The organism is Burkholderia sp. JP2-270, from assembly GCF_003233675.1.
Classification (GTDB): Bacteria; Pseudomonadota; Gammaproteobacteria; order Burkholderiales; family Burkholderiaceae; genus Burkholderia; species Burkholderia pyrrocinia_C.
Window position 1 is genome coordinate 1270924 of sequence record NZ_CP029826.1, and the last position, 24795, is coordinate 1295718.

The window sequence follows — 24795 nt, forward strand, 5'->3', positions numbered from 1 at the left end:
GCCCGCGCAGGACCCCGCCGCGCCATCGCGCCGCGGCCGGTCGGTCCGATCGTTCAACGTTCAAGGGGGAATGGATGGTCCGTGTATCGTCAAACCGGAAGCAGGCGGCCTGCGGCCGTATGCCGGCGTGCGGCGCAAGCGGGAGGCATGACGGTGCTTAGGGCGACGGATTCCGCCGAAACGGCGGACCTCATCGTATGCAACGGCAAGATCGCGACGCAGGACGACCGGCAGTCGTTCGTGACCGCGCTCGCGGTGAAGGACGGCCGGATCCTCGCGATCGGCAGCGGGCACGAGGTGATGCGCCATGCGCGTGCCGACACGCTGCGCATCGACCTGAACGGCCGCACCGTGATCCCGGGGCTGAACGATTCGCACCTGCACGTGATCCGCGGCGGCCTGAACTTCAACCTGGAACTGCGCTGGGACGGCGTGCCGACGCTCGCCGATGCGCTCGGCATGCTGCGTCGCCAGGTGCTGCGCACGCCTGCGCCGCAGTGGGTGCGCGTCGTGGGCGGCTGGACCGAATTCCAGTTCGTGGAAAAGCGCGGTCCGACGGCGGCCGAGCTCAACGCGATCGCGCCCGACACGCCGGTCTTCATCATGCACCTGGGCGATAGCGCGCTGCTCAACGCGGCCGCGCTGCGCGCGATCGGCTATGGCCGCGATACGTCCGATCCGCCCGGCGGCGAGATCCAGCGCGATCGCCTCGGCCGGCCCACCGGCATGCTGATCGCGCGTCCGGACATGGGCATCCTGCATGCGGCGCTCGAGAAGGGCCCGAAGCTCGGCCACGACGAGCAGATGAATTCGATGCGGCACTTCCTGCGCGAACTGAACCGCCTCGGCGTGACGAGCGCGATCGACGCGGGCGGCGATTTCCAGGCCTATCCGGACGACTATGCGGCGATCATGGCGCTCGCGAAGCGCGGCGAACTGACGGTGCGCATTGCCTACAGCCTGTTCGTGCAGCATGCCGGACGGGAACTCGACGACTACGCGCGATGGGTGACGCTGGCGCGGCCCGGCGACGGCGACGGGTTCCTGCGGATGAACGGCGCCGGCGAACTGCTGGTGTATTCGGCAGCCGATTTCGGGAATTTTCTCGAACCGCGCCCCGAACTGCCCGCAGCGCTCGAGGCGGAGCTGGCCGCGGTGGTCCGGCTGCTGGTGCGGCACCGCTGGCCGTTCCGGCTGCACGCGACGTACGACGAATCGATCGGCCGCTTCCTGAACGTGCTCGAAGCCGTGAACCGCGACATCCCGTTCGAAGGGCTGCGCTGGTTCTTCGATCATTGCGAGACGATCTCGGATGTGAACATCGCGCGCATCGCCGCGCTCGGCGGCGGCGTGACGGTCCAGCACCGGATGGCGTTCCAGGGCGAGTACTTCATTGCACGCTACGGCGCCGAAGCGGCCGCGCGCACGCCGCCGATCCGCGCGATGCTGGCGGCCGGGCTGCCGGTCGGCGCGGGCACCGATGCGACGCGCATCGCGAGCTACAACCCGTTCGTGGCGCTGTACTGGATGGTGTCCGGGCGCACCGTCGGCGGCACGGCGCTCTATCCCGAACGCAACCGGCTCAGCCGGATGGAAGCGCTGCGCCGCTATACGGTCGGCAGCGCATGGTTCTCGAACGAGGACGACCGCAAGGGCGCGCTGGTGCCCGGCCAGTACGCGGATTTTGCGGTGCTGACGGACGACTACTTCACGATCGACGAGGCGCGGATCAAGTTCCTTTCGTCGGTGCTGACGGTCGTCGACGGCAAGGTCGTGCATGCGGACGACGAGTTCGCGCCGCTTGCGCCGCCGCCGCTGGCGGTCCGCCCCGCGTGGTCGCCGGTGGCCGAATTCGGCGGAGTCGGCCGGCGTCGTCCGGCCGCGCCGGCACAGCCGCGCGCGGCGGCCGATGCCGGCCCGGATGCCGGTTCTGCGCGCGGTTACGGGCGCCGTCTCGCGCAGTGCCTTCATGCGGCCGCGACGGAGTCCGTCAAGCAGTGCGAAGCATTTGGTCAACCCGGCGTCGCCTTTTAGGACGGCGTCGCTCAGCGGGGCAGGCCGGCGACCCCGGCGCATGCCGCGCGATGAATGGACAATTTCCCGCCCCCGGCGCGGGGCAGAAGGAGACGAGATGAATTCTGCGCACACGTGCGCATCGGCCCATGACGAAGTCGCCGGCGTCCGCATTCCCCGGACGCCGATGGCGATCGAAGCCGCCGAAGCGGCATGCGCGTCGCTGCCGCAGGTGATTACCGACCACGCATGCCGGGTGTTCGTTCTCGCGTCGCTTGCCGCGCGACGTGCCAGCGAAACCTGCGATGCCGATATGCTGTACGTGGCCGCGATGTACGCGAACATGGGCTTGAGCACCGCGTATGGCCGTTCGACCGGGCGCTACGAGCTCGACAGCGCCGACGCCGCGCGGGCGTTCCTGCTGCGCCATCAGACGTCGCAGCGCATGCGCGACGACGTGTGGTACGCGATCGCGCTGCATACGACGCCCGGTGTGGCCGCGCGCGTGTCGCCGCTCGCGCGCGCGCTGGCGTCCGCCATATCGACCGACCTGATGGCAACCGGCGTCGACGCGTATTCGGCCGACGAGCGGCGGGCGCTGCTCGCCGCGTACCCGCGCGGCGACGGGTTCGGCGACGCGTTCCTCGATGCGATCGCGCGCGGGGTCGCGCACCGGCCGGCGTCGACGTTCGGCACGTGGAGCGCCGACGTGCTCGAGCGCGCCGACCCGGATTTTCACCGGCCGAATTTCTGCGGACGCGTGCTGGGCGCGCGCTGGAACGACGCGTGAGCGGGTCCGCACGGCAGGTTCGACCAAGGTCGGCGACGGCCTGAGCGAGACCGCATCGGGCCGCCGCCGGAGCGGGGCTCAGGCCGCCCGGCTGGTCGCGTCGTGACGCGCATAGTCGACGTATCCCGCGCGGTCGCCGCCATACCAGCCGACCGGCTTCGGCGCGGCGAGCGGCGCATTCGCCGCGATGCGCTCGACGAGATCGGGGTTCGCGATATACGCGCGTGCAAACGCGACGAGATCGGCGTCGCCGGCATCGATCAGTGCGCTTGCGGCCTCCGGCGCGATGCCGCCGTTGACGATCAGCGTGCCGCCGAAGGTCTTGCGCGTGTTCTCGACGATGCGCGGCAGGTCGGGCTCGCCGCTCCAGCCGTTGGTGTCGGCCGCGTGCAGATAGGCGACGCCGGCTTCGTCGAGCATGCGGCCGACGTACGCATACGTCGCGTCCGGATCCGCGTCGCGCACGTTGTTGTACTTCGCGTACGGCGAGATGCGCACGCCCACGCGGTCGAGCGGCATCACGCCGCCGACCGCGTCGACGATTTCCCCGAGGAAGCGCGCGCGGTTCGCGACCGAACCGCCGTAACGGTCGTCGCGGCGGTTCAGCGTCGACGACAGGAACTGGTGCGGCAGGTAGCCGTTGGCCGCGTGGATCTCGACGCCGTCGAAGCCGGCCGCCATCGCGCGGATGGCCGCCTGGCGGAATTCGTCGACGGTGCCGGCGACTTCGTCCGTCGTCATCGCACGCGACGGCGTCGCGTGAATCTTCGTGTAATAGCCGTTCTGCAACTGCGCCCACACCTGCAGTTGCTCGAGATCGTCGTTGACGCCGGACGGCGACAGCGGCGCGTCGCCGCCGAGCAGCGTCAGCGAGCTGACCCGGCCGCCGTGCCACAGCTGCGCGAAGATCCGGCCGCCGTTCGCGTGGACCGCGTCCGTGATCTGCTTCCAGCCGGCCGCCTGTTCGTCGGTGACGAGCCCCGGCGTCAGTTCGAACGACGCGGAGGCCGGGCTGACGTTGGTCGCTTCGGTCACGATCAGGCCGGCGGACGCGCGCTGTGCATAGTACTCGGCCATGAGTTCGGTCGGCTGGCCGCGCGACGGCGCGCGCGAACGCGTCATCGGCCCCATCACGACACGGTTGGGAAGCGGCAGGCCGCGCAGATCGTAGTGGCTGAGCAGGGAAGACATGATGGATTCCTTTTGCGTGGAGCAGGGCGGCGCCGCTGATCGTGAGATAGCGTCCGGTTGCGACCGGCGCAACGGCGGGCCCTGCGGAAAGTTCGGGAGTGACGCGGGTGACGTGCCGGCAGCGTTCCGGCGCGCGAACGGCCCGGGCGGGATTCGCGCGTGAACCGGTGCCGGCGCCGGTTCAGGTCTGTGCGTGGCGTTGCGCGTGCGGACGCCCGATGACCAGGTAGTGCGCGAGCGCGACGATCGGGAACGCGCCGGCGACGGCGGCGACGAGCGGCCAGCCGCCGTGCTCGTACAGCGGGCTCGCGAGCGCGGAGCCGATGGCGCCGCCGACGAAGATGCTCGTCATGTACAGCGCGTTCAGGCGGTTGCGGCTCGCCGCGTGCAACGCGTAGATCTCGCGCTGGCCGAGCACCATGTTCATCTGCACCGCGAAATCGAGCACGATGCCCGTGACGACGAGGCCATACAGGCCGGCGCCATGGATCAGCGTGACCGCGTACGACAGTGCGCCGGCGACCAGCGCGATCAGCGTCGCCCGCACGGTATGGCCGGCATCCGCAAGGCGGCCCGCGACCGGTGCCGACGTCGCACCGATCGCGCCGACGAGTGCAAACAGGCCGATGGCCGATTGCGACAGCCCATAGTGACGCGTCAGCTCGACCGGCACGGCGGTCCAGAACAGGCTGAACGACGCGAACATCAGGCCCTGGTAGAACGCGCGATGGCGCAGCACCGGCATCGTGCGGACCAGATGCAGCAGCGAACCGATCAGTTCGAAGTAGGTCGCGCGGTGATCGGGCTGGCGCGACGGGATCGTCAGCGCGAGCACGGCCGTCACGAGCGTCATCAGCACGGCGGCGGCCGCGAACACGAAGCGCCAGCCGAATGCATCTGCCACCACGCTCGACAGCGGGCGCGCGAGCAGGATGCCGAGCAGCAGCCCGCTCATGATCGTGCCGACCACGCGGCCGCGCGAATGATCCGGCGCGAGGTGTGCGGCGAGCGGCACCAGGATCTGCACGGCGACGGAGCTGAAGCCGACCAGCAGCGAAATCGCGAGGAACAGCCCGGGCGTCTGGACGACCGCGGCCGCCGCGAGGCTCGCGATCGACACGACGGCCGTGACGATCATCAGCTTGCGATTCTCGAGCAGGTCGCCGAGCGGCACGATGAAGAACAGGCCGAGCGCGTAGCCGATCTGCGTCAGCGATACGATGAGGCTCGCGGTCTCGCCGGACATGTGCAGGCTGGGCGCGATGAGTTCGGTGATCGGTTGCGCGTAGTACAGGTTCGCGACGATCGCGCCGCAACTGAACGCGAACAGCAGGATGAGGCCCTGCGTAAGCTTGGCCGCGTGCCCGTGGGGCGCGAGCGGGGTGGATTCTGCTGGCATGGTCGACTCCTTGGAAAGAGATATCGGGTGCCCGTTCATCGGGCGGGCGTTGCGATTGCCGTCGCGGCGAAACGGAAGCCGCCGCATTGCCGTCAAGATTATTGATCGATCGATAACAAGGGAATACGTCCGGGGCGCAATCGAGCATTGCGCGCCACGCAAAGGGGGCGGATCGTGCGCGGGTTCATGCGCGTCGGGCGGCCGCGCCCGCGCGAGGAGGGGCCGCGTCGGCGACTAGCGCGATGCGGCCGCTGGCGAAGGCGGGGTTGGGGGCATGGAAAACGGCCTGGACGGACGGCGCGGCGGCTGCGATCTTCATGATGCGTGTCTCGAAACGGGCCTCCGGCGCGGATATCGCGGATCGCGAAGCCCGATGAGACCAGTCTGGATCGACAGCACTGAATAGTCCTGAACGCCGTCTTAAATCAGTTGATTCGTGCGGTACGCGCGGCGGCGCGGACGATCAATTGCAACTGCGGGTTTCAACAGCGGACTTCGACTGCGGCTGGCGTCAACAGCGCTTGCCCTGCAGCGTCGGAATTTCCGCGAACAGCCCCGCGAGCCAGTCGACGAAGACCTTGAGCTTGACGGGCGTATGCCGATTGGGCGGATACAGGATCGAGATCGGCCGGGGCGGCGTGTTGAAATCGGTCAGCACCTCGCGCAGGCGCCCCGATTTCAGATACGGCTCGACCAGGTACAGCGAGGTCTTGATCAGGCCGATCCCCGCGACGCCGCACTCGATGTAGGTGTCGGCGTCGTTGACCGCGACCGTGCCGCACATCTGCACGATGCGCGTTTCGCCGTCGACGGTGTAGTCCCAGGGGCGCGGGCGGCCCGTATCGGCCGAGATGTGGCTGACCGCGACGTGCTGGGCGAGATCGTCCACCGTTTCGGGCGCGCCGCATCGGTCGAGATACGTGGGGGACGCGCAGGTGCAGGTCGTCAGGCTGCCGATCCGTTTCGCGACCATCCCCGAATCGTCGAGCGCGCCGATCCGCACCACGCAGTCGACGCCTTCGCCGACGAGGTCGATCTGGCGGTCGGTCACGCCGAGCTCGACCATGATGCCCGGATGGGCGGCGAGAAATTCGGGCAGCGCGGGCACCATGATCTGCTTCGCCATGGCTGGCGGCAGGTTCACTTTCAGACGGCCGCGCGGCACGTTGCGCGCTTGCGATACCGATGCCTCCATGTCGTCGATCTCGCGCAGCACCGCGACCGAGCGTTCGTAGTACGCCTGCCCGTCCTCGGTGAGCGAGATCCGGCGCGTGGTGCGGTTCAGCAGCCGGCAGCCGAGATGCTGTTCGAGCGCGCTCAGCAGCGCGGACACGCGCGGCGTCGTCAGCCCGGTCGTGTCGGACGCGCGCGTGAAGCTGCCTGTCTCGACGATGCGCGTAAACACGCGCATTGAAAGCAAGGTATCCATCGTTCCGAAATCTCCAGCCTGTTTGTCGCCCGCGCCGGTTCATGCCGGCGCGATGTGTCGTGCCGTGCCGTTAGGCGTCGATGCGTTTCCTGAGCGCGTCGCCCGCAAACGGCATCTCGCGCAGGCGCTGGCCGGTCGCGTCGAAGATCGCGTTGGCGAGCGCGCCGGCGGTCGGTCCCATCGACGCCTCGGCCGCGCCGAGGAACGGCGCGCCGGGGCGATTGATCAGATTGACCCGCACGCTTTGCGGCGCGGCCGAGAAGCGCAGGATCGGATAGCTGCTCCAGTCGAAGCTGCGCACGCGCTGCGTATCGTATTTCAGCGCCTCGTACAGCGTCCAGCTCGCGGACTGGATGATACCGCCCTCGATCTGGTTGCGAATGCCGTCCGGCGACACGATCTGGCCCGCGTCGACGGCCGCTTCCGCATGTTCGAGCGTCACCTGGCCGGTTTCCGGAACGACCGACACCTCGACCGCGATCGCGACATAGGCCATCAGATTCTTGTATTTGCCGAATGCGAAGCCGACGCCGCGGTTGCGTTCGCGCGGCGGCCGCGGCCAGCCGAATTTCGTCGCGGCGAGCTTGATCACCTGGCTCGCGCGGTGATCCTGCATGTGACGCAGCCTGAATTCGACGGGATCGACGCCGGCCGCGTGCGCGAGCTCGTCCATGAAGCTTTCGATCGACCAGACGTTCGTGTGCGCGCCGAGCGAGCGCATCGCGGACGTCTGCAGCGGCATCGTCGGCGAGAAGTTGTTGACGATGTGCATGTTCGGCAGCGCGTACAGCGGGATCGCGTTGCGGTCGCCGCCGCCCTCGGGCTGCAGCATCGGCGTCGACGGCGCGGGCACGAACGGCGGTTCGAGCATGCGCGCGGGCAGCAGCCGGCCGGCGTTGACGATCCGCTCGTTGTGCGAACTGCTCCACAGCGCGTAGTTCCAGTCGACGATGCGGCCGCTCGCATCGAGCGATGCGCTGAGCTCGGTGACCATCGCCGGCGTGAAGTGGTCCCACGTATGCTCCTGTTCGCGCATCCACTGGACGCGGATCGGCTTGCCGGGCATCGCGGCCGCGATCAGCGCCGCATGCGCGGCGACGTCGTCCGCGCCGTTGTGCCCGTAGCAGCCGGAGCCCTCGGTATGGATGCAGCGGACGCTCGCCTTCGGCATCGACAGCATCTCGGCGAGCGCGTCGCGCAGCGGGTAGACGCCTTGCGAGTGGGTCCACACGGTCAGCGTGCCGTTCTCGAGATGCGCGACCGAGCAGGACGGTCCGATCGAGCCGTGCAGCAGGTAGTTCTTCAGGAACGTGGCGGACAGCGTTTTTGTCGCCGGCGCGGTTTGCGCATGCGTATTGGCGATCTCGATGCGCTGCGTCGAGATCCGTTTCAGGTCCTCGTGAACCGTGTTGCGATCGGGCAGCGCCCGGCCGGGCGACCAGCGGCAGCCGGCGGCCAGCGCGCGCTGCGCGACGACCGCCTGCCATTCGCCCTGCGCGACCACCGCGAGCATGCTGCCGTTGCGCACGATCCGCACGACGCCCGGCATCTTCAGGATCGCGGCTTCGTCGAACGACAGCAGCTTCGCGTCGTACACCGGCGGCATCACGACGCGCGCATGCAGCATGCCGGGCAGCGTCATGTCCTGCACGTAGCTGACGCCGCCCGTGACCTTGTTCGGGATGTCGACGCGCGGCAGCGACGTGCCGATCACGGCGAACGTCGCGGGACTCTTCAACGGCGACGTCGGCGTCGCGTTGCGATGCAGGTCGACGGTGCGGACCGCGTCGCCGTAGCGCATCGTGCGGCCATCCGGCGCCTTGATGACCGCGTCGGCGACGGTGAGCAGGCGGGGCTCGACGCCGAACTGCTTCGCCGCGCCGTCGACCAGCAGCCCGCGCACCTGCGCGGCGGCGTTCAGCAGCGCGGAGCCGCTGTCCGCCATCGTGTGGCTGCCGGCCGTCAATCCCTCGTCCGGCGACGCGCCGGTGTCGGCGGTCAGGAACGTGATCAGCGAGGGCTTCATGTTCAGCTCCTCGGCGGCCACCTGCAGCAACGCGGTGCGCACGCCGGTGCCGAGCTCGACCTTGCCCGTGAACACGGTGACCTTGCCGTCGGGCGTGATCTTGATCCACGCATCCAGCAGCGGGTTGGTCTTCAGGCTGCCGGCCAGCGTTTCGGTGGCTTTGGCCACGTGGACGGCGGCGCCTTCGTCCGCGATCACGACCTCGGCAGCGGCGCGCGCGGCCGGTGCGAGGCTGAACGCGACGAACAGCGCGCCGGAAACCATGAAGTGCCGACGGCCTTCGTCGATATCGTCGGGTGGGTTCATCAGAGTCCCTTGCTGATCGTGACGGGAGCGGCAGCCGGTTCCGGGTCCGGCAGGCCCGCGACCTGGCGCACGGCCGCCAGGATCCGCATGTGCGTGCCGCAACGGCACAGATTCGGTTCCATGTGCGTGCGCAGCTCGTGTTCGGTGGGTTTCGGCTTGCGTTCCAGCAGCGCCTGCGCGCGCATGATCATGCCCGCGATGCAATAACCGCACTGCGCCGCCTGATGCTCGATGAACGCCTGCTGGAGCTTGCCCGGATGCTCGGCGGTGCCGAGGCTCTCGAGGGTCCTGACGCGGCGCTCGCCGACCGCGGCGACCGGGATCAGGCACGAGAACATCGGCTTGTCGTCGACGATCACGGTGCATGCGCCGCATTGCCCGAGGCCGCAACCGAACTTCGCGCCGTGCAGGTGCAGGTCGTTGCGCAGCGCGTAAAGGAGCGGCGTGGACGGATCGATGTCGAGCGTGTGCCGCACGCCATTCACGGTGAGGGTGATCATCGCGCGCTGTCCTCCTTTCTGAGTTTCGCGGCCAGGGTGTCGATGCCGCTCCACGCGGGGCGATCGGTGTATGTTTCGCGGAGGTACGCGGCGAGGTCCGCGATCTGCGCGTCGTCGTACTGGTCGAGGTAAGACGGCATGTAGTTCAGCGTGTCCTCGCCATGCCAGCCGATCCCGTTGAACATCATCTGGATCGCATTGCGCGGCGTGTCGGCGGCGACCGCCGTGCTGAACGCGAGCGTCGGCCGTTCGCCGATCGACTGCATCGGCGATGCAGGCCCGTGGCACTGCGCGCACGACGCCTGGAACAGCACCGCGCCGCGTTGGCCGGCAGGCGTCGTCGCCTTGCGTTCGGCGGCGGTCGTCGCAGGCCGCGGGGCGGCCGGCTTCTGGATCGACAGGATGTAGGCCGCGATGGCCTCGACATCCTCGACCGGCACGGTCGCGAGATCGCGCGTGACGGGCAGCATCGGCCCGGCGGCCGCGCCGTGCTCGCTCGCGCGGCCGGTGCGCAGGTACGTGACCAGTTGCGCCTGCGTCCACGGCCGCACCGCATTGCCGAGCGTATTGAGCGGCGGTGCTTCCCAGCCGTCGACGATGCCGCCGTCGAATGCCTTGCCCGACTGTTCGCCGCCGATCGCATTCAGCGGCGAATGGCAGGACGCGCAGTGGCCGAGGCCGTCGACCAGCATCTTGCCGCGATTCCATTGCGCGGATTGCGACGGGTCCGGCCGGTACGCGCCTTCGCGCAGGAACAGCACGTTCCAGAACGCGACCAGCGGCCGGAAGTTGAGCGGGAAGATCAGGTCGTTGGCCGGGGTCTTCGTTCGAACCGGCTCGCGAGTCATCAGGTACGCGTACGCGGCCGCGATGTCGTCGTCGGACATCCGCGTGAAGTGAATGTACGGAAACGCCGGGTAGAGCGGATGGCCGTCGCGGGCGATCCCGCTGCGCAGCGCGCGCGCGAACGCGTCACGCGACCAGCGGCCGATGCCGGTATCGGCATCCGGCGTGATGTTGGTCGCGTAGATCGTGCCGAACGGCGTCGCGAGCGGCAGCCCGCCCGCGAACGGCTTGCCGTCCTTCGCGGTGTGGCAGACGACGCAATCGCCGAGCGCGACCACGCGCGCGCCGGCCCGGATCAGTTGCGGATCGAACGATGCGCGGGCCGGCGGATCGATCGGCGCGATCGACGGCCGAACCATGATGCCGATCGCGACCGCCAGGCCGGCGATCGCGATGCCTGCCGCACCGAACCAGAGTCGTTTGTGCTTCATGCGCGCTCCACGTGAACCGGTTCGCCCGGCGTCATTCGAATGGCGGGGCAGTAGACAGCGTGTCGGACGCGTGCGTGCGCATGACGATCGCGCGCGGCACCGCGGATCCGGTTGGCGCGACAGGCAGGCCAGCCGGTGCGGCCGGGCTTGCGCGTGCTCGCGACGGACGTTCCGGTCGGCGCCGCCGGATGGCGGCACGGCACCGCCGATCGATTCGGCGATGACAAGCCTGCCCGGCGGCAGCGATTCGCGGCGGAGATCATGTCGTTACTCCAGGGGGGGACTGCGCGCGGACGATTTGCCTGCGCGGTGGATGATGGGGGGCAGTCTACGCGGGCGCCGACGCTATTTCCTGAAGCTGCGCTGAAACGTTCTGAACGCGCGTGCGCCCCGTCCCGGCGCCTGCGCCCATGCGTCAGCGCGGCGCGCCGAGGCCGAACGACGCGGCAAGTTGCGGACCCTTGTCGAGCAATGAGGTCACTTCCTCCCGCCGCCGGGCCGACCATAACGCCAGACGCCCGACGACGTCGGTCGCGTCCGCCGGCAGCGCTTCGGCGAGCGATACGGCATCGCTCGCCGCCTTCGACGTGCCGGACGCCGTATGAGGGCGCACGGTGCAGGCCGCGTCGCCGATCAGCGCGACGCGGCCGTCGACGAAAGCGGGACTCAACGCATCGAAAATCGCCTGGTTGAATGGCGCGCGCGTCGCGAGCACCAGTTGCGACAGGGAAGCAGGCAGCCGTTCGCCGGCGAGTTGCCGCAGCGTCGCGACGGTGTCGTCGGAAAGCTGCCCGGGATGCACGGACGCGTGATGAACGTGGCCGGCCCGATCGGTCAGGTGACGGCGCAGCGCATCCTGATCGGCCTCGTTGCGATACCACAGCCAGTTGAGCCGCCGCGTGCCCGGCACGAGCGAGCCGTCGAGCGCGGGAATCAGGAACGCCATGAACAGCTCGCCGGGCGCCTTGTGAAGCGTCATGTTCTCGACCAGCGATGCGATCGGCGCGGCGTCGAATTCGGCTTCGTCGACGATGCCGCGCCATGCGAGGTAACCGGCAAACGACGGCGTATAGCCGGGGAAGAGGTGCGCGCGCAAGTTCGAGCCGGAGCCGTCGGCTGCAACCAGCACATCCGCGCGGATGCGTTCGTCTTCGAGGTATACATCGACGCCGTCCGCGTCCTGGGCGAAGCCGGTGACCGTGCGGCCGTAACGGATGCGCCCTTGCGGCAGCGTCTCGCACAGCGAGCGGTAAACGGCGTCCCACGATGAAAACGGCAGCATTTCGGGTTCGTCGCGCGTGACGACGCCGTCGCGATCGATCCAGCGCCGCCGATGCGTCGGCACGCTGATCGTCTGGCGGCAATGCCGGCCATGCCGTTCGAGAAACGCCATCATCCGGCGCAACACGGCCACGCCGCCGCCCTGGCCGCGCAGCGGGGACGGCGAGCGCTCGCAGACCATGACGTCGTGTCCGATGCAATCGAGCGTCAGCGCGGCCGCGAGACCCGCGATCGATCCGCCTGCAATGACTATCTTCATCGTGCGTGATTCCCGTGTTCGGCCGGCGGCATGCGTCGCCGGCCGGTCGCCGTGATGCGTGGCGTTGCATGCCGGCCCTCACCGGCTGGCCGGATGATGCCATGTCCGGCAACGGCCTGCACCGACGGTGCAATGGGTCGAAAATTTCCATATGCCTGCTTGCCCGCTAGATCCCGAGCAGCTTGCCCGCATTGCCGCCGAGTATCATCGAACGCTGTTCCGCCGTCAGGTCGAGGCGGTCGAGAAAGCGGACCGGCTGCTCGTAGCCCATGTCGAAGCAGTAGTCGCTGCCGAGTACGAGCCGGTCGACCCCGACGTTCTCCATCAGGAAGTTCAGCACGGGCCCCGAATGGGATACCGTGTCGTAGCTGAAGCGCCGCAGATAGCTGCTGGGCTTTTGCGCGAGCCGGCGTGTTTCGGGGCGCACGGTCCAGCCCGCATCCAGGCGCCCGACGAGGATCGGCAGCGCGCCGCCCGCATGCGGCAACGTGACGTGCAGGTTCGGGTGGCGGTCGAGCACGCCGCCCAGGATCAGGTGCGAGCCCGCGATCGCCGTATCGAACGGATTGCCCAGCAGGTTGCTCAGGTAGAAGTCGCCGAGCCTGGCGCCGCCGACCGTTTGCTGCGGATGCAGGAACACGGGCAGGCCCAGTTGCTCGATACGTGCGAACACCGGAGCGAACAGCGGATCGTCGAGGTCGCGGTTGTCGATGTTGGTGCCCATGTACACGCCGCGCACGCCCGGCAACTGCGCAGCGCGCTCGAGTTCGTCGATCGCATCGGTCGCGTTCAGCATCGGCAGCGTCGCGAGGACGACGAACCGCGTCGGGTGCCGCTGGTAGACGCGCGACGCGGCCGAATTCCAGTCGCGCGCGAGCTTCGCGTTGAACGGCCGGTCGCCCCAGTACGCCATCGGCACGCTGAGCGACAGCGCCTGGACGTCGACGCCGGACGCATCCATGTCCTTGAGTCGTGCGTCGACGTCGATGAACTTCATCGGCAGCGGCCCGAGGCCGCCGGCGGGCGTCCGGAACGTGAACGACGCATCGTCGCACGCGAACGAGCCGCCGAAGCGCTTGCCTTCGCCGCCGACCAGATCGCAAAAGCTTTCAGGATAGTAGTGCGCGTGGATGTCGATCGAGCGGGGCCGGTGCTGCGGCACGGCGGTCGATGCGGCTGGGGCGCTCGCGGTGTCGGCTGCGGTGCGTCCGGCGACGGCCGTGCCGGCGAGCGCGGCCAATGCGCCGAGCAGGCGGCGCCGTGCCGGCGACATGCAGCAGGTGCAATTCAACATGGTGTCTCCCACGGGATATCGATTTTTCGGGGCGTGCGGCTCAGCCGCGTTGCGTCATGCCCATTTCGCAGGCGACGAGCTGCGTGTCGAACTGCTCGCGCTCTCGTTGCGCACGGGCCGAGCGGTCAGTGACGGAGAACAGGACGACGCCGGCGAATGCCGCCGCCATCGAGAACAGCGCCGGATATTCGTACGGATAGACCGCATGCGCGTGACCGAGCACCTGGACCCAGACGGTCGGGCTCAGCACGGTGAGCGTCACGGCGGTGGCGAGCCCGGTCAGGCCGCCCAGTACCGCGCCGCGCGTCGTCAGGCCGCGCCAGTAGATCGAGAGCAGCAGCACGGGAAAGTTCGAGCTTGCCGCGATCGAGAACGTGAGGCTGACGATGAACGCGATGTTCTGCTTTTCGAACGCGATGCCGAGCAGGATCGCGAGCACCCCGAGCACCAATGTCGTCCCGCGCGCCACGCGCATTTCCTCCTGGTCGGAAGCGCGCCCGCGACGCAGCACGTTCGCATAGAGGTCGTGCGAGATCGCCGACGAACCCGCGAGCGTCAGTCCGGCGACCACGGCCAGGATGGTCGAGAATGCGACCGCGCAGATGAAGCCGAGGAACACGTCGCCGCCGACCGCATGCGCGAGGTGGATCGCCACCATGTTCGCGCCGCCCGCGATCGCGCCGGATGCGTCGTGGTATTGCGGGTCCGACGCAACGAGCGCGATGGTGCCGAAGCCGATGATGATGATCAACACGTAACCGGCCCCGACGATGCCGGTCGCATAGAGGATGCTCTTGCGGGCCGCGTTGACGTCGCCGACCGTGAAGAAGCGCATCAGGATGTGCGGCAGGCCCGCGGTGCCGAAGATCAGCGCGAGGCCGAGCGACACGGCCGAGACCGGATCGGATACCAGGCCGCCGGGGCGCATGATCGCCGCGTGCTTCGGATGGACGAGAATCGCGTGCGCGAACAGCGCATCGAGGCTGAATCCGAAACGGCTCAGCACCATGATCGCCATGAAGGCCGCGCCGGCGAGCAGCAGCACGGCCTTGATGATCTGGATCCAGGTCGTCGCCAGCATCCCGCCGAAGAACACGTAGACGACCATCAGCACACCGACGATCAGCACCGCGACCGTGTAGTTCAGGCCGAACAGCAGCTCGACCAGCTTGCCCGCGCCGACCATCTGCGACACGAGGTACAGCAGCACGATGACGATCGAGCTCGACGCCGCGAACGCGCGGATCGGCCGTTGCCGGAGACGATAGGACACGACGTCGGCAAGCGTGTATCTGCCGAGGTTGCGCAACGGCTCCGCGATCAGGAACAGGATGATCGGCCAGCTCGCGAGAAAGCCGACCGAATAGATCAGGCCGTCGTAGCCGCTCGTGAACACCAGCGCGGAGATGCCGAGCAGCGACGCCGCCGACATGTAGTCGCCGGCGATCGCCCAGCCGTTCTGGAACGCGGTGATCTTGCCGCCCGCGGCATAGTGGTCGGCCACGCTGTGGTTCTTGCGCGCAGCCCAGCGCGTGATGAAAAGCGTCGAGGCGACGAACAGCAGGAACATGCCGATCGCGACCGGATTGTGCCCGTGCGCCAGCGCTGCGGGGCCGGCCGCGAACGCCGGTGCCGAGCCGACGGCGGCGATCGATGCGAGGAGCAGGCGTTTCATTGATCGCCTCCGTGACGAATGGACGCGACGATCGTGTCGTGCACCGAATTGGCCCGATACACGTAAAGCGCGACCAGCACGAACGTGACGACGAACATGCCGAACCCGACCGGGATACCCCACGGGGTAGGCCGGCCCTGCACGATCGGCTGCCCGAGCAGCGCCGGCGAAAACGCCAGCGTGAGGATGAACGCGAAATAGAGGGTGAGCATGACGAGCGTCAGCGACCAGGCGAACAGCCTTCTGCGCCTGACGAGATCGCGAAAGCGGGCATCGCGCAGCAGCGGATGCATGGGCTGCGCCGGCGCGTCCAGGTCGGATGCGGTGCCGGCGGCAGCCGGAATCGGGTGGTTCACGGTGTCTCCTTCTGGTTTGAGTATCTGGGCCGGGCAGCGGGCGCCGCGCGTCTCGCACGCGGCGCCTGTCCGCGCTCAGAAATGCGGCGGAACGGCGGTTTCCCGCATCACGACTTCAGGCGTGCGATAGCGCTCGGCCATTTCGCGTTCGGTGTCGTTTTTCAGTTGTGCCTGCATGTAGGCGCCGAGGTGGCGCGCGTGCTGCACGATCGCGGCACCGAATGCCGTGCGCGTCTCGCTGTATTCGCACAGTGCGTTTAGCGTGTCGGTGCGCGTGGCGAGCGCCATGACGAGCGCGAACGCATCGCCGGCGGCTTTCGTGACGCCCATCCCGCAATGCGGCCGCGCGACGAACGCGGCGTCGCCGAGCAGCGCGATGCGGCCGAACGCCATGTTCGGCACTTCGAGGTCGTAAATCGGCTGGAACAGCGGTTGCGTCGCACGCGCCACGACCTCGGCGAACTGCGGCGCAAGCAGCGCATGAGCCGCGTCTTCCAGGTCGTCGAGAACGTCGCGGCGGATCAGCGTCGGCGGAATGCCGCCCGCCCACAGCTTGCCCGTCTCGTCGGTCAGCAGGTGCGGCAGGTCGGTATCTTCGCGGGTCGCGCGATACCAGACGAAGTTGTAGCGGCGCTCGCCCGGCTTCGTGCTGTTGCCCTGGCCGGCGACCGGATAGCCGAGGATCTGCTCGTGCGGCGGCAGGCCGAACGCGAATTTATCGAACAGCGTCGCGTGGGTCGCGTCCGACAGGCCGGCTTCGTCGACCAGCCCGCGCCACGCGACGTAGCCCGCGTACTGCAACCGAGCATCCGGCAGGAATTTCTCGCGGATCGCGGAGCGGAACCCGTCGGCCGCGATGACGAGATCGGCGTGCACGACCGAGCCGTCGGACAACGTGACCGATGCGCGATCCGCTCCGTCCGCGACATCGGCGACGACGGCGCCCGAGTGGTAATGCTGGTCGGGCAGTGCCGCGCGCAGCACGTGGTACATCTTGCTCCACGCGGTCAGCGTCTGCGGCAGCCCGCGTTCCGACGCCACGCTGCCGTCCCTGGCCAGCGTGATGCGCGATTCGACCTTCACGCCGATCGATTCGTCGATGCGCACGCCCGCGGCGTGCATCACGTCGAACAGCTCCGGGTGCGTGACGATACCGGCGCCGCGGCCCGAGAGCGCCTCGGGCACGCGTTCGAACACGTCCACGTCCCAGCCGTTGCGCAGCAGGAGATTCGCGGCGAACAGCCCGCCCAGCGAGCCGCCGATGATGGCGGCCTTGCGGTTCGTCGAAGTGCTGTTGTTCATGTCAGTCTCCGTGGGTGTGGCCGGCCGAGGCTGCGGCAGGAAGTTCCAGACCGGCGACCTCGGCGGCGGGGTAGTTGAGCTCGATCGTCACGCCGGACGGGTCCTCGATGAAGACCTGGTGCAGCCCGAGGCTCGGCACCGTGCGGTCGCGCCACGCGATGTCTTCCGCGCGCAGCGTGTTCCACATCGCTTCGACGCCGGTCGCGAGGAACGCGATGTGGTCGACGGTTCCGGTGCCGGTGGCGGGCAGGTCCTTGTCGCCGAGATAGGCCGCGAGCCCGTCGGGGTTGGCCGGATCGACAGCGATGATGTGGACCGTGCCGTAATCGGCTTCGTCGCCGCCCTTGTAGAGCCACGCGCCGGGAAAGTCGAACGGCGGGCGATAGCCGCGCTTGAAGCCGAGCACACGTTCGTAGAAGCGGCACGATTTCTCGAGATCGAGCGTGCGGATCGAGTAGTGCGCAAGTCTGGAGACTGGCATGGGAGGCTCCTTGTTTATCGATAGATAACTTATCGTTCGATAAACTATAGCCGAAAAGATCGGCATGACAAAGCCGCGATCGAACGGTGTTAACCCGTGGTCCGACAAGGTGCCGGATCGATGTCGGCAGGCGGGGGCGACGGGCGGCCCGTCGGGGGACACGGGCGCGCGCGGGTACCGGATCCCGACGCGCGGCGCGTTACGACGCGATCTCGCCGGCCATCACGTCGTCCGCATAACACCAGACCCAGCGCTCGCCGGGTTCGATCGAACGCGCGAGCGGGTGGCCGGTTTCGTGAAAATGCCGGCTGGCGTGGCGATTCGGCGACGAGTCGCAACAGCCGACGTGCCCGCATGTCAGGCACAGGCGCAAATGCACCCACTGGCTGCCGGACTTCACGCATTCCTCGCAGTAGTCCTTGTCGGTGGTCAGGATGCGCGCTTCGCCGAGATGGGTGCAGGTCGTGGTCATCTTCCGCTCCGATGCCGGCGCCGGAGATCGCTCGCAGCGCGGCCGGCGCGAAGCTGCAAGCGGGGTTGGGTACGATGCATTGTGGACGGTCGTGTCGCGCGCGGACCTTAATTCTTATTAAGCATGTCACCCCGGGCGGCAGGGGGACGTACAGTCGCAAGTGCGCCCGGCGCGAGGTCCGGGCGAGATCCGACACGACGGTCACCGGGAGGCGCTCATGACTCAGCCGCAGCATGTCAAGGTAATCGGTTTGCCGAACAGCAAGGAGGCCTACGCAATCCGCGACTTCCTGAAGCGCGGCGTGATCGAGTACGAATGGTGCGAGCTGACGTCCGACACCGATTGCGCGCGCGAGCTGGGCATCGCGCCGCTGCGCGATATCCGGCTGCCGGTCGTCATCTTCCCGGACGGTTCGCGCATCTACCAGCCGACGCTGCCGGAGATCGCCGCAAAGCTCGGCTGGGTCGCCCGGCCGCGCTTCATCGAGTACGACGTATCGATTTACGGCGCCGGTCCCGCCGGCCTGTCGGCGGCCGTCTACGCGGCGTCGGAAGGGCTGCGCGCCGTCGTGATCGAACGCGATGCGATCGGCGGGCAGGCGGGAACGAGTTCGCTGATCGAGAATTACATGGGGTTCCCGGACGGCATTCCGGGCGCCGAGCTGGCCGAGCGTGCGCGCCAGCAGGCGGTCAAGTTCGGCGTCGAGCTGCTGATGATGCGCGAGGGCGTGCACGCGACGTTCGTCGACGGCAAGATTCGCGTCGACCTGGCCGACGGCTCGATCCTGACCGCGCGCTCGAACATCTGCGCGACCGGGATCGAATACCGCAGCCTCGGCCTGCCCGACGAACGGAAGTTTCTCAACGCCGGCCTGTTCTACGGCGCGGGGTCGAGCGAAGCGCCGATGTGCGAAGGCAAGCACGTGTTCATCGTCGGCGGCGGCAATTCGGCGGGGCAGGCCGCGATGAACTTCGCGCGGCATGCGCGCGAAGTCACGATGATCGTCAGGGGCGCGTCGCTGGCGGCGACGCTGTCGCGCTACCTGATCGACCGGATCGAGCGCACGCCGAACGTGACGGTGCGGTACGGCTCGACCGTCGACGCGCTGCACGGCGACGGCCGGCTCGAAGCGATCGTGCTGCGCTCGGAAGACGGCGCGCGCGACGTGCTGCCGGCCACGCACCTGTTCGTCTGCATCGGCGGTGCGCCGAACACCGAATGGGCCCGCGATACGAACGTCATCCGCAATCCGGGCGGCTATCTGGTGACCGGCAGCGACCTGTACGACTGCCCGGCATTCGAGCGCGTGTGGCCGCTCGAGCGCCGGCCGTACTATCTGGAAACGAGCGTGCCGGGCTCGTTCGCGGCGGGCGACGTCCGGTCGGGGTCGGTCAAGCGGGTGGCGTCGGCGGTCGGCGAAGGGGCGATGGCCGTGACGTTCGTGCACCGGTTCCTCGGCGAAGACGCGCATCGACCGAGCGGCACCTGAGCCGCAGCGAGAAGCGGGTTGCGCGCCGTGCTTGCCCCACGGGTCAACTTGTCGTCGAAATCGGCAGCCGGAACGTCAGCACGGTGCCGCTGTCGTCGCGCGGCGCGGCTTCGAGCGTGCCGCCATGCGCTTCGACGATCGAGCGGCAGATCGCCAGGCCCATCCCCATGCCGTGCGATTTCGTCGTGAAGAACGGATCGAAGATCCGGTTCGCGATGTCGGCATCGATGCCGGCGCCGCGGTCGGCAACGGAGACGACCGCGTAATCGTCGCCGACCTGCGACGCGATCTCGAGTTCGCGCGACGCGGCCAGTCCGTCCATCGCGTCGAGCGCGTTGGTGACCAGGTTCAGGATCACCTGCTGGATCTGCGTGCGATCCGCCATCACGCGGATGCCGCTGCAGTGCAGGTCGACGCGCAGCGCGACCTGCTTCGCGTCGATTTCGGTCGCGGTGAGATGCAGCATGTCGCGAATCAGGTCGTCGATCGCGAGCGGCGCCAGCGCGGGCGGCGCCTGGCGTGCGAGCGATCGCAGCGCGCGCACGATGTCGGCCGCACGCACGCCGGACGCACGGATGTCTTCGAGGCTCGCGAGCGCTTCGCCGAGATCGGGTTGCGCGCCGCGCAGCCAGCGTATGCAGGCGCCGACGCTCGATACGATGCTCGTCAGCGGCTGATTGATCTCATGCGCGATCGACGCGGCCAGTTCTCCCATCACCGTCATGTGCGCGGTGCGCGCGAGCTCGGTCCGCGCATGCCGCAGCGCGGCCTCGGTCTCGAGTCGGCGCGTGTTCTCGTCGATCAGTTCCGCGTAGAGCCGCGCGGATTCGAGCGCATTGGCCGCCTGCGGCGCGAGCACTTCCAGCATTGCGATGCGCCGCGGCGAAAACACGCCGTTGCTCAGCGCATTCTCGAGATACAGCACGCCGATCAGCGCTCCCTGCTTCAGCAGCGGCAGGCAGAACAGCGAGCGCGTCGGATGCGCCCGCAGGCTGTCGGCGTGGTCGGGAATGCCTTCGCGCTGCGCGTTCGCGAGCACGACCGGCTTGCGGGTCCGGGCGACGGTGTTCAGGATCGACAGCGGGACATCCTGCTCGGTGGGTTCGCTGCGGGCAATATCGACGATCACGTCGCTGCCGACGGTCCGCGCGGCCGCCTCGATCGTCAGCCGGTCGTGCCGGGCGAGCAGCAGCAGGCCATAACGCGCGCCGGCATACACGATCATGTTGCGCATTAGCGTCTGGATCAGGCGCTCCAGCACGATTTCCTCGGACAGCGAATGGGCCGCGCGCATCGCCAGCGAGAAATCGAGATCTTCGCGCGCGGGCATGGGTGGGCCGCCCGGCGACGGGTCCATCACGAGGAACGGATGCTGCGCTTCCAGCGCCTGCGTCTTGCCGGCCGCGCCCCAGCGCCGGTAGCACGCATGGGCGAGCCGCAGCTGATGGCGGGCGGGGCCGGCGAGCCCGAGCGACGCGGCGTGATGCGCGGCCAGTTCGTGCGCGAGCGCCTGTTCGTGCACGAAACCGTGTTCCGCCGCCAGGCTGGCCGAGGCCTCGTACTGCTGCATCGCGACGATATGTTCGCCGCGCACGCGTGCGAATTCGGCATCGATCAGCGCGAGCTTGTTGCGGAACGTGGCCGGGTTGCGTTCGCTCCACGCGGCGAAGCGGGCGCGTTGCGGCGCATGGCGTTCGAGCAGCCGCTCGGGCGGCGTGGCGCCGCGGTCGCTCGCGATGCCGGCCAGCACGCCGAACAGGTGGAAGTCGGACAGCATGATGTGCGCGGGAGTGGACCACGCGCTCGATGCGGCTGCATCGAGCGCCGCACGCGCCGCGTCCGCGTCGCCGAAGATGAAGGCCGCCTGGCCGGCGAGCACGTCGGTCCAGAACTGCAGGACCGACATCGGCGTCTTCGTCGACGCACGGGCGCGCCAGGTGCCGATCGGCCGGTGGTAGCCGAACTGCAGCGCGTCGACGAATTCCGACTGGGTGGAAACGAGGTCGACGATGTCGTCGTAACGTGCACCGCGTGCGATCTGCAGCAGCGGATCGATTTCGTCGCGGATCGTCGGCAGCGCTTCGCCCATCGCGAGCAGATCGCTGACGATGTGGTTGCAGCTGTAGCACATCCAGCGCAGCTCGGCGCTCGCATTGCCCGCCGCTTTCGCATCGCGCGCGCTCTCGAGCGCGTACGACAGCGGCTGGGTCCAGACGCTCACCTGGTCGAGCGCGATCAGCGTTGCGGAGCGGTAGCGCTCGAAGCCGTGGCGATCGACCAGTGCGAGTGCGACCTTCGCGAATTCGAGGCCGTCCTCATACGCGTCGTGATGCTCGGCAATGCTGACGCCGTACCACGCGAGCCCCTGCACCGACGCGGCGGTGACGCCGTGGCGCAGTGTCAGTCGGACCATCGTCGCGAGATGCAGCAACATCAGCCCGCCGCTCGGATAGAACATCGCGGCTTCGAGCGCGGTCAGCAGCGCCATCGCGGCTTCGACGCGCGTGTCGGTCATCACGGGCAGGTCGACGAGTTCGCCGACGGCGCGGCCGCCGAGCGTATCGCGCACCGCGTCGCAGGCCGCCGCGAGATCGGCCTCGGCCGGCTCGGCCGGCAGTTCCACGCCGAGCAGCGCCAGCCCCGCCAGCGCGACGTCGACGGCCTGCCGGTAGCGCGACTCCACCGTGAGCTGTGCGGCCTTCAGCCGGTGGGCCTCCGCGCGATCGGCCGGTGTGCGCGTCCGCGCCATGAGCTCGTCGATCGCGTCGGATGCCTGCGCGGTTTCGCCGGTCGCGAGCAGCAGGCCGCTGCGCAGGATGCCGATCCGGCTCGCGAGATCGTAGTGTTGCGACCATGCGTGGGGGCCGAGCAGCGCTTGCGCGGTCGCGAGAAACGACAACGCGCGATCGCGCGCGGCGACAATCGCCGCGGCCTCGGCCGCCGCGACCAGCGCATCCGCAAATTCGAGCGCGAGCGCGTCGTCGAGCGGCGCGGTTTTCGCCTGCTCGATCTGGGCGGCGAGTTCGAGCAGGGATTCGGCCGACTGCGCGTCCGCGCGCGCGAGCATCGCGGCGGCGATCCGCGCGTGGCGCTGCGCGCGCTCCGCCGGCCCGGTGACCGCGTAGACGGCCTCGAGGATGCGGTCGTGAACGAAGCGCCAGCGGTTTCCGGAGAGCGACACGAGGCCCGCCTGGCGCACGGGGTCCAGCCAGAAACGGAGTTCGGCCCACGTCTTGCCGGTGGCGGCGCACAACAGCGCGTCGTCGGCGTCGGTACCGATACAGGCGAGCAGCGACAGCAGCGTTCTCGATTCATGCGGCAGCCGCTGCATCCGGATCTCGAGCAGGCTCACGACATTCTCGGTCGGGCGGCGCGCGTCGATGCCGGCCGGATCCCATTGCCACGTTTGTCGCGCCGGGTCGTAGCCGAGGAGCTGCTCGTCGATCAGCGTGCGCAGCAACTGCTGGATATGGAACGGATTGCCGCCGGTCCTGCGGTGCACGATGTCGCCGAGCCCGGACAGCCGGTCCGGCGGCTCCCCGAGCATGCCGGCCAGCATGCGCGTCACGTCGGGTGCGTCGAGCGGCGCCAGCGTGAGGGCCGACACGCGGGTGGGGTCGAGCTGTTGCAGGAAGCGGCGGAACGCCGGCGGGTGGTCGTGCTGCGGCCCGCTTCGATAACCGGCAACGATGCAGATGTCGGCCGGCGGATCGACCGCGATCGACGCGAGAAACGCGAGCGTCGCGTCGTCGGCCCACTGGATGTCGTCCAGCGCCATGACGAGCGGTTCGGCCGGCGCCGCGAACGCGCGGAAGGCATTCACGACGGTCCGGCATAGATGAAATTCCGGAATCGCATCGCTACGGTCGAATGCGACGGGATCGACATCGAGCAGCCACGCAATTTCCGGGAAAATGGCGGACAGCAGGTTGGCCTGACGTCCCACGCAGTCGCGCAGCCGTGCGGAGATCGCCGCGATTTCGTCGTCGCGCCTGGCCAGCGCGCTGCCGAACAGCGCGCGCAACGCCTGCAGCACGGGCGCGTAGGGCCGTGCGGGCTGGAACTGATCGATCTTGGCCGACGTGCACCAGGCCGTGCGCGACGCCGCTCGCGCATCGCGCATGAAGTGCTCGGCCAGCGCGGTCTTGCCGACGCCGGCCGGCCCGTCGATCAGCACGATGGCCGTCTCGCCGGTTCGCGATATGGCCGCCAGCACCTCCTCGAGCCGGCGGGATTCGGCTTCGCGGCCGACCAGCAGGTCGGGCGCGTGCAACCCGGCGAGCGGATCGCGGCCGCCGAGCGCGAACGGCTCGACGCGGCCTGCTGCCAGCCAGTCGCGCCGGATCCGTTCGAGATCGTGCTGCACCGCTTCGCAGGACGGGTAGCGATCGGCGGGCTCCTTGGCGATCAGTTTCAGGATCAGGTCGTTCAGGACGGCAGGCAGGTCGTCGCGAAAGGCCGTGGCCGGCGCCGGCTGCATCGCGACGTGCGCGTGGACCCATTCAGGCGTCGACGTGGCCTTGTAAGGCATTGCGCCCGTCAGCAGGCGGAACAGCGTGATGCCGAACGCGTACAGGTCGGAGCGCTCGTCGACGCATGCGCCCTCCGATACTTCGGGCGCCGCGTACGCGGCGAAATCCGTGCGCATCGTACTCGCCGCGGCTCGTCCCGTCCGGCGGTTCCATGCATGGGCGAACGAGCGGAGCATGACCGTACCGTCCGGCGCGACGACGAAACTGGCCGGTTGCAGATCGCCATGCAGCCAGCCGCGCCGATGGAGCTCCCCGAGCGTGCGCGCGGCCTGGATCGCGGCGTCGAGAAAGACTTCGAGCGGCAGCCGTCCGTCCGCCAGCGTGTCGAACCCTCGCACGTCCGGGCGAGGATAGACGAGCACCGGGCCGTCCGCGGCGCGGATCAGCGCAACCGGCATGAGCGCCCACGCCGGTTCCAGCGCTTCGTTCAATGCGTATTCGTGCTCGAATTGCCGGCAGCGCTGGTCGGATTCCCACCCGGTCTGGCACGCGGACCACACGCGCCCCGTCCCGGCGTCGGTCAGGTCGAACCACAGCACGTCGCCCGAGCGGACCGCATTCGACAGGCGGGCGCGCGCCAGCCAGTCGGCATTCATTCGCTTCGTGTCGTCGGGGGCGTGTAACGGTTGGTTCACGGTCGGGGCAGGCTGGGTGGGGCAGGGCGAAAACGGTTCGTAAAAAGGGGCCGGCCGGACTGGGTTGCGCAGGCTCGGGCGGCGGCTC

At 68.7% G+C, this 24795-nt stretch carries 17 protein-coding genes; 3 read left to right on the forward strand and 14 right to left on the reverse strand.

Translation table 11 applies throughout. The annotated features are described in order from the left end of the window. Positions 1–147 precede the first annotated feature (147 nt). On the forward strand, positions 148–2034 hold the full coding sequence (locus DM992_RS38520; protein WP_111021457.1) for an amidohydrolase: 1887 nt from the start codon (positions 148–150) through the stop codon (positions 2032–2034). A gap of 97 nt (positions 2035–2131) precedes the next feature. Next, a complete protein-coding gene (locus tag DM992_RS38525) occupies positions 2132–2803 on the forward strand; it encodes a phosphohydrolase (protein ID WP_111021458.1) in 672 nt (223 codons plus the stop codon). 78 nt (positions 2804–2881) lie between these two features. On the opposite strand, the gene DM992_RS38530 is transcribed toward DM992_RS38525, so the two are convergent. The 13 genes from DM992_RS38530 to DM992_RS38590 form a co-directional block, all read right to left on the reverse strand. Next, on the reverse strand, positions 2882–3994 hold the full coding sequence (locus DM992_RS38530) for an alkene reductase (protein WP_111021459.1): 1113 nt from the start codon (positions 3992–3994) through the stop codon (positions 2882–2884). Between the two features lie 181 nt (positions 3995–4175). Next, positions 4176–5393: an MFS transporter gene (locus tag DM992_RS38535; protein ID WP_111021460.1), complete on the reverse strand. Its 1218-nt coding sequence runs from the start codon at positions 5391–5393 to the stop codon at positions 4176–4178. Positions 5394–5904: 511 nt separating this feature from the next. Next, positions 5905–6822, reverse strand: a complete 918-nt coding sequence (locus DM992_RS38540; RefSeq protein WP_111021461.1) for a LysR family transcriptional regulator — start codon at positions 6820–6822, stop codon at positions 5905–5907. 70 nt (positions 6823–6892) lie between these two features. Then, positions 6893–9154 carry a molybdopterin cofactor-binding domain-containing protein gene (locus DM992_RS38545; RefSeq protein ID WP_111021462.1) on the reverse strand — a complete coding sequence of 754 codons (2262 nt, stop codon included), beginning with the start codon at positions 9152–9154 and terminating at the stop codon, positions 6893–6895. Then, complete coding sequence (locus tag DM992_RS38550) at positions 9154–9654, reverse strand: (2Fe-2S)-binding protein (protein WP_105392436.1); 501 nt, start codon at positions 9652–9654, stop codon at positions 9154–9156. Before DM992_RS38550 ends, DM992_RS38545 begins: the two co-directional genes overlap by 1 nt. Further along, the gene (locus DM992_RS38555; RefSeq protein WP_111021463.1) at positions 9651–10931 is read right to left on the reverse strand and encodes a cytochrome c; all 1281 of its coding nucleotides are present in this window, start codon (positions 10929–10931) and stop codon (positions 9651–9653) included. The genes DM992_RS38550 and DM992_RS38555 overlap by 4 nt, the downstream gene beginning before the upstream one ends. 415 nt (positions 10932–11346) lie before the next feature. Further along, complete coding sequence (locus tag DM992_RS38560) at positions 11347–12471, reverse strand: FAD-dependent monooxygenase (RefSeq protein WP_111021464.1); 1125 nt, start codon at positions 12469–12471, stop codon at positions 11347–11349. A 166-nt stretch (positions 12472–12637) separates the two neighbouring features. Beyond that, positions 12638–13765, reverse strand: a complete 1128-nt coding sequence (locus tag DM992_RS38565; protein ID WP_111021465.1) for an amidohydrolase family protein — start codon at positions 13763–13765, stop codon at positions 12638–12640. 40 nt (positions 13766–13805) lie between these two features. Continuing rightward, positions 13806–15440 (reverse strand): cation acetate symporter, encoded by a 1635-nt coding sequence (locus tag DM992_RS38570; protein WP_111021466.1) that lies wholly within the window; start codon positions 15438–15440, stop codon positions 13806–13808. Next, positions 15437–15796: a DUF485 domain-containing protein gene (locus DM992_RS38575; protein ID WP_204356198.1), complete on the reverse strand. Its 360-nt coding sequence runs from the start codon at positions 15794–15796 to the stop codon at positions 15437–15439. The genes DM992_RS38570 and DM992_RS38575 overlap by 4 nt, the downstream gene beginning before the upstream one ends. A gap of 75 nt (positions 15797–15871) precedes the next feature. Then, entirely contained in the window at positions 15872–17098 is a 1227-nt protein-coding gene (locus tag DM992_RS38580; RefSeq protein WP_111021467.1) for an FAD binding domain-containing protein, read from the reverse strand. 1 nt (position 17099) lies between these two features. After that, the gene (locus DM992_RS38585; RefSeq protein WP_111021468.1) at positions 17100–17579 is read right to left on the reverse strand and encodes a VOC family protein; all 480 of its coding nucleotides are present in this window, start codon (positions 17577–17579) and stop codon (positions 17100–17102) included. 199 nt (positions 17580–17778) lie between these two features. Next, positions 17779–18051 carry a UBP-type zinc finger domain-containing protein gene (locus DM992_RS38590; protein ID WP_034184373.1) on the reverse strand — a complete coding sequence of 91 codons (273 nt, stop codon included), beginning with the start codon at positions 18049–18051 and terminating at the stop codon, positions 17779–17781. A 217-nt stretch (positions 18052–18268) separates the two neighbouring features. On the opposite strand from DM992_RS38590, the gene DM992_RS38595 reads away from it, so the two are divergent. Next, the gene (locus DM992_RS38595) at positions 18269–19540 is read left to right on the forward strand and encodes an FAD-dependent oxidoreductase (RefSeq protein WP_111021469.1); all 1272 of its coding nucleotides are present in this window, start codon (positions 18269–18271) and stop codon (positions 19538–19540) included. Positions 19541–19583: 43 nt separating this feature from the next. On the opposite strand, the gene DM992_RS38600 is transcribed toward DM992_RS38595, so the two are convergent. Beyond that, the gene (locus DM992_RS38600) at positions 19584–24668 is read right to left on the reverse strand and encodes an AAA family ATPase (RefSeq protein ID WP_111021470.1); all 5085 of its coding nucleotides are present in this window, start codon (positions 24666–24668) and stop codon (positions 19584–19586) included. Positions 24669–24795 lie beyond the last annotated feature (127 nt).

Coding starts and splice junctions, on each gene's coding strand:
- DM992_RS38560 (WP_111021464.1), bottom strand. CDS start 12,471: ATGAAGATAGTCATTGCAGGCGGATCGATCGCGGGTCTCGCGGCCGCG.
- DM992_RS38555 (WP_111021463.1), bottom strand. CDS start 10,931: ATGAAGCACAAACGACTCTGGTTCGGTGCGGCAGGCATCGCGATCGCC.
- DM992_RS38565 (WP_111021465.1), bottom strand. CDS start 13,765: ATGTTGAATTGCACCTGCTGCATGTCGCCGGCACGGCGCCGCCTGCTC.
- DM992_RS38600 (WP_111021470.1), bottom strand. CDS start 24,668: ATGAATGCCGACTGGCTGGCGCGCGCCCGCCTGTCGAATGCGGTCCGC.
- DM992_RS38590 (WP_034184373.1), bottom strand. CDS start 18,051: ATGACCACGACCTGCACCCATCTCGGCGAAGCGCGCATCCTGACCACC.
- DM992_RS38580 (WP_111021467.1), bottom strand. CDS start 17,098: ATGAACAACAGCACTTCGACGAACCGCAAGGCCGCCATCATCGGCGGC.
- DM992_RS38595 (WP_111021469.1), top strand. CDS start 18,269: ATGACTCAGCCGCAGCATGTCAAGGTAATCGGTTTGCCGAACAGCAAG.
- DM992_RS38540 (WP_111021461.1), bottom strand. CDS start 6,822: ATGGATACCTTGCTTTCAATGCGCGTGTTTACGCGCATCGTCGAGACA.
- DM992_RS38570 (WP_111021466.1), bottom strand. CDS start 15,440: ATGAAACGCCTGCTCCTCGCATCGATCGCCGCCGTCGGCTCGGCACCG.
- DM992_RS38550 (WP_105392436.1), bottom strand. CDS start 9,654: ATGATCACCCTCACCGTGAATGGCGTGCGGCACACGCTCGACATCGAT.
- DM992_RS38545 (WP_111021462.1), bottom strand. CDS start 9,154: ATGAACCCACCCGACGATATCGACGAAGGCCGTCGGCACTTCATGGTT.
- DM992_RS38530 (WP_111021459.1), bottom strand. CDS start 3,994: ATGTCTTCCCTGCTCAGCCACTACGATCTGCGCGGCCTGCCGCTTCCC.
- DM992_RS38585 (WP_111021468.1), bottom strand. CDS start 17,579: ATGCCAGTCTCCAGACTTGCGCACTACTCGATCCGCACGCTCGATCTC.
- DM992_RS38520 (WP_111021457.1), top strand. CDS start 148: ATGACGGTGCTTAGGGCGACGGATTCCGCCGAAACGGCGGACCTCATC.
- DM992_RS38535 (WP_111021460.1), bottom strand. CDS start 5,393: ATGCCAGCAGAATCCACCCCGCTCGCGCCCCACGGGCACGCGGCCAAG.
- DM992_RS38525 (WP_111021458.1), top strand. CDS start 2,132: ATGAATTCTGCGCACACGTGCGCATCGGCCCATGACGAAGTCGCCGGC.